A 3,236-nucleotide genomic window follows, 5' to 3' on the forward strand; every position below is an offset into this window, starting at 1 on the left:
AACAGCGGTCTGGGTCACGGGAGCTCTCGGGGCAATCAGCGGGCAATTCGGGCGTGGCAGACGCGACGTGCAGCAGGGGCAGGACGCGCGGGGCGAGCAGAGCGGGGATTCCGGGCAGCCTGGGTGCTCCCGGCGGGGCCGCGGGCGCGTTCGCGGGTTACTGCGCGAAGGTCTGGTTCTCGACGATCCAGCGGGTCAGCCGGGGGTACACCCAGAAGGAGTAGATGCCGAGGGTGATGATGCACAGCAGCAGCCACTTGATCCACTGCCCGAACAGGGACCAGGCGTTGCCGGCGAAGGCGAGCCGGTGGCCGTTCAGGTAGGTGTGCTTGGTCTTCCAGCGGTAGACCATGACGACCGCCCAGGGGTAGCAGATGCCGAGGGTGAGCACGGTGACGAGGACGCCGCCGATCTGCACCCCGAACCAGGTGGCGGCGCCGCCGTCGAAACGGAACAGGGGAACCGGGGCACCGGCAACCGGTTGCGCATACTGTGTCATGCGCTCAACCCTAGCGGCGTCGACCCGCGCAAGGGCGCCGCCCGGGACGGGTGAGTCCCGAGCGGCGCACTCGCGTTAGCGGCCGTCGAAGGTCTTTTCCCACTCCTCGACCGAGGTGATCCGGGGCAGCGCGTCGCGGTATTCCTGAGCGAGGCGATCCCAGTTTTTCTCGATCTGCTTGGTGAGCTTCCGGCTCTCGGTCCAGAGGCGGTGGAACTTCTCTCGATCGTGCCGGTACCAGGACTTGCCGGAGCCGTCGGCGGTGCCGACGAGCACGCTACGGTGATTCGGCACCCGCCACCAGTGGGCGTCGCGCTTCGCGTACTCAATCTCCGGGGTCTCCTTGGCGGCCTCGTCCGAGGTGCGCAGCCAGTGCTTGGGCACCTGGCGAAGCGTGAAGAGGCCGAGCCGGGCCCCCGTGGGGCCGTGCTCCGGGCCGTTCGGGTTCGGCAGGGCCCGTCCCGCGTGGGAGGCGGGGGCCTCGTCGCCGGAGCGGAAGACTCGGGTCTCGGGGAAGTCCGCCGCGCGGGCGCGGGCCGCGGGCATGGACTCGGCGATGCGGTCGTGCAGGGAGGCCGGGCCGTCCAGCACCGAGCGCAGCGCGTCCACGGCGAGCTGCACCGCGTAGTACTGCATGTTCAGCAGCTTCTTGAGGTCCTGGCGGCCGCTGTTCTGGAGCAGCCGTCCGCCCTTGGGCTGGGTCGAGTGCAGGAGTCCCGCGATGATCCGGTTCCGGGTGTGGAAGAAGGCCTGCCAGTCCTGGGAGTCGTCCTTGTCGAGCCAGGACACGTGCCAGAGGGCCACGCCGGGCAGGGACACCGTGCGGAAGCCGTGCTCGCGGGCGCGCAGGCCGTACTCGGAGTCGTCCCACTTGATGAAGACGGGCAGCGAGAGGCCGACCTTCTTGATGACGGCCTTGGGGATGAGGCACATCCACCAGCCGTTGTAGTCGGCGTCGAGGCGAGCGTGCATCCACGGGGTCTGTCGCAGGTTCGCGACCCGGAAGTCGTGCCGGTGCTGCTCGGGGAAGGACGGTCCCCAGTTGAATGCGCCCTGGTTGACCGTCTCGGCCCAGGCGTGCATGATCGGCTTGTCGAGCAGGTCGAACATGTGACCGCCGACGATGACCGGGGTGCGGCTGAAGCGGCCGAACTGGTGCGCGCGGAGCACGCTCTCGGTCTCCAGCTCGACGTCGTCGTCGAGGAGCATCAGGAAGTCGCTGTCGTCCAGCTTGAGCGTTTCGGCCATCGCCCGGGAGAAGCCGCCGGAGCCGCCGAGGTTGCCCTGCCCGATGATGCGCAGCTTCTCGCCGAGTCGCGCGGAGACCGCCTCGAAGCCGGGCTCGTCGCGGACCTTGCGGGTGCCCTGGTCGACGAGCAGGATGCGGTCGATCGCCTCAGTCAGCGCGGGGTTGTCCGCGATCGCGCCGAGGGTCGTGACGCAGTAGTCGGGCTTGTTGTAGGTCGTCATGCCGAGGCTGATTTTGCCGGGCGCGGTCGGCTCGGCCTCGGTGTCCCAGGCGCCGTGCTCCAGCACGAGCGACTCGTCGTTCGCGATCAGGTCGAACCAGTACCAGCCGCCGTCGCTGAAGGTGTTCAGGGGCAGCGCGAACTCGGAGGTCGTCTCGCCGCTCACCTGCCGGGACTCGACGCGCTGCGCGTTGCCCGCGGAGTTCGAGCGGTACACAATCACGGTGCCCTCGCCGCGGGTCGCCAGGGACAGGCGCACCTCGGTCACGACGCTCCAGCGCTGCCAGTAGGAGGCAGGGAAGGCGTTGAAGTAGGTGCCGAAGGAAACCCGCTTGCCGGCCTCGACGCGGGAGCTGCTCCGGGAGAGCACGTTCTCGATGTGGCTGTCGTCACTCAGCCGGACGGGCGTGCCGTTCATCGTGGTCCAGATCTCGGGATCCGCGTAGAGGGGAAGGACATCGGGGTCCTTCGAACCGGGGAAGACGACGTTCTGCAGGACTGTGCGCATCGGGGTGTGACCACGGCTTTCGGTGAGGATGGCTGAGCGGACGAAGAGCTCTTCACCAGTCATCTTAACAATCGGCGCTGTGCGCTCGCGAGGAATTGGCCGGGAACCGGAGGAGTTTGGTCACCGTTTGCTGAGTGTTCGCTTGCGCCGCGCCCCGCGGGCGCGAAGCGCATTCCGAGCGAAGCGTCGCGGGGCTCAGCCGCGCTCGCCCCGCGCGCGGGCCGGGGTGAGCGGGATATCGCGCCAGGGGGCGACGCGCGGTTCGGCGTCGAGCGAGGGGATCTGGTAGTCGGTCTTCGACTTCATCGCGAGCAAGACGAGGAGCAACCAGCCGCCCTCGACGAGGATGCGGCTCTCGGTGAGCGACTGAACGAGGAGCGCGACCACGAGGAGCAGCGGCACGAGCGAGCTGGTCGCGAAGGGCAGCGGCGCGCCCGCGTCGCGGCGCGGCTGGTCGATCGCGCGGAACCAGACCCGCCACAGGGTGAGCCCCGCGAGCATCGCAAAGAGGACGAGGCCGACGATGCCGAGCTGGAGCCACACGTCGAGCCAGGCGTTGTGCGCGTGCATGACGGGCAGGCCGACCTTCTCGTCGAGGCCGTTGAAGGGCTCCGCCCAGAACGGCCAGTAGCTGACCCAGCCCCAGCCGAAGGCGGGGCGCTGCTCGGCCAACTCGATGACCTTCTGCCAGATCTCGAGCCGCCCCGTCATATCGCCGCTCTTGCCGAGCAGGCCGAAGAGGGCGTTGCGGAAGAACAGG

Annotated in this window: 3 protein-coding genes; all 3 read right to left on the bottom strand. The window is 68.8% G+C overall.

Going from position 1 to position 3,236, the window contains the following annotated elements; genetic code table 11:
* Nucleotides 1–157: 157 nt before the first annotated feature.
* A complete protein-coding gene (locus OOT08_RS12340; RefSeq protein ID WP_325093039.1) occupies nt 158–499 on the bottom strand; it encodes a DUF898 family protein in 342 nt (113 codons plus the stop codon).
* Between the two features lie 75 nt (nt 500–574).
* Entirely contained in the window at nt 575–2,539 is a 1,965-nt protein-coding gene (locus OOT08_RS12345) for a glycosyltransferase (protein WP_325093041.1), read from the bottom strand.
* Between the two features lie 132 nt (nt 2,540–2,671).
* A partial coding sequence (locus tag OOT08_RS12350) for an O-antigen ligase family protein (protein ID WP_325093042.1) occupies nt 2,672–3,236 on the bottom strand: 565 nt, incomplete at its 5' end.

This window comes from Leucobacter sp. M11, from assembly GCF_035726885.1.
Taxonomy (GTDB): Bacteria; Actinomycetota; Actinomycetes; order Actinomycetales; family Microbacteriaceae; genus JAPFRB01.

What these genes read in the sequence shown, in the direction of transcription:
- OOT08_RS12345 (WP_325093041.1), bottom strand. Translation starts at nt 2,539, where the DNA reads ATGACTGGTGAAGAGCTCTTCGTCCGCTCAGCCATCCTCACCGAAAGC.
- OOT08_RS12340 (WP_325093039.1), bottom strand. Translation starts at nt 499, where the DNA reads ATGACACAGTATGCGCAACCGGTTGCCGGTGCCCCGGTTCCCCTGTTC.